Genomic DNA, 608 nt, shown 5'->3' with positions numbered 1-608 from the left:
GTGATTAAATTCCAATTTAAGTTGCGCCAGTGAATCAAAAATAGTATTTGACACAAATTCTGTTTTCACTGCTTTGAATGTGCTTTCTGCAATTGCGTTATCATAGGGGCAGCCTTTGCGACTTAAGGACCGTTTAATTCCAAATGCTGTTAAACATTCATCAATCAAATGATTATCAAACTCTTTTCCTCTATCAGAATGAAACAACTCAATCGTCTGTAAGTTCATTGGAATTTGACTCATAGCTTGCATGACCAGTGCCGCTGTTTTATGCCTGCCAGCACTTCGCCCCACTATTTCTCGATTACTGATATCAACAATTACACAAAGGTAGTGCCAACGTTGTTTAACCCTTACATAGGTTAAATCGGTCACCAATATTTTTCGTGGTTGACCTATATTAAATTCTCGATTCAGTTCATTCCCCACCGGCGATTCATTGCTTTTTTCTGTATGAATACAATATTTTTTACAGGTGTATTTCGAAACCCAGCCATTTTTCGCCATGATTCGACCTATTCGGCGTCGAGATACGGTTATGCCTTGCTTTCTCAGCTCTGCTTGCAGACGCCTTGTACCATAAGCACGATAATTAGTATTAAAAATTT

General features: G+C 38.3%; 1 protein-coding gene. It reads right to left on the bottom strand.

The features are described from left to right. A partial coding sequence (locus tag A9G38_RS08310) for an IS3 family transposase (RefSeq protein ID WP_065623238.1) occupies positions 1–608 on the bottom strand: 608 nt, incomplete at both ends.

It is taken from the genome of Gilliamella sp. Imp1-1 (assembly GCF_001690415.1).
Taxonomy (GTDB): domain Bacteria; phylum Pseudomonadota; class Gammaproteobacteria; order Enterobacterales; family Orbaceae; genus Gilliamella; species Gilliamella bombi.
This window is presented reverse-complemented; position numbering and strand designations above follow the sequence as displayed.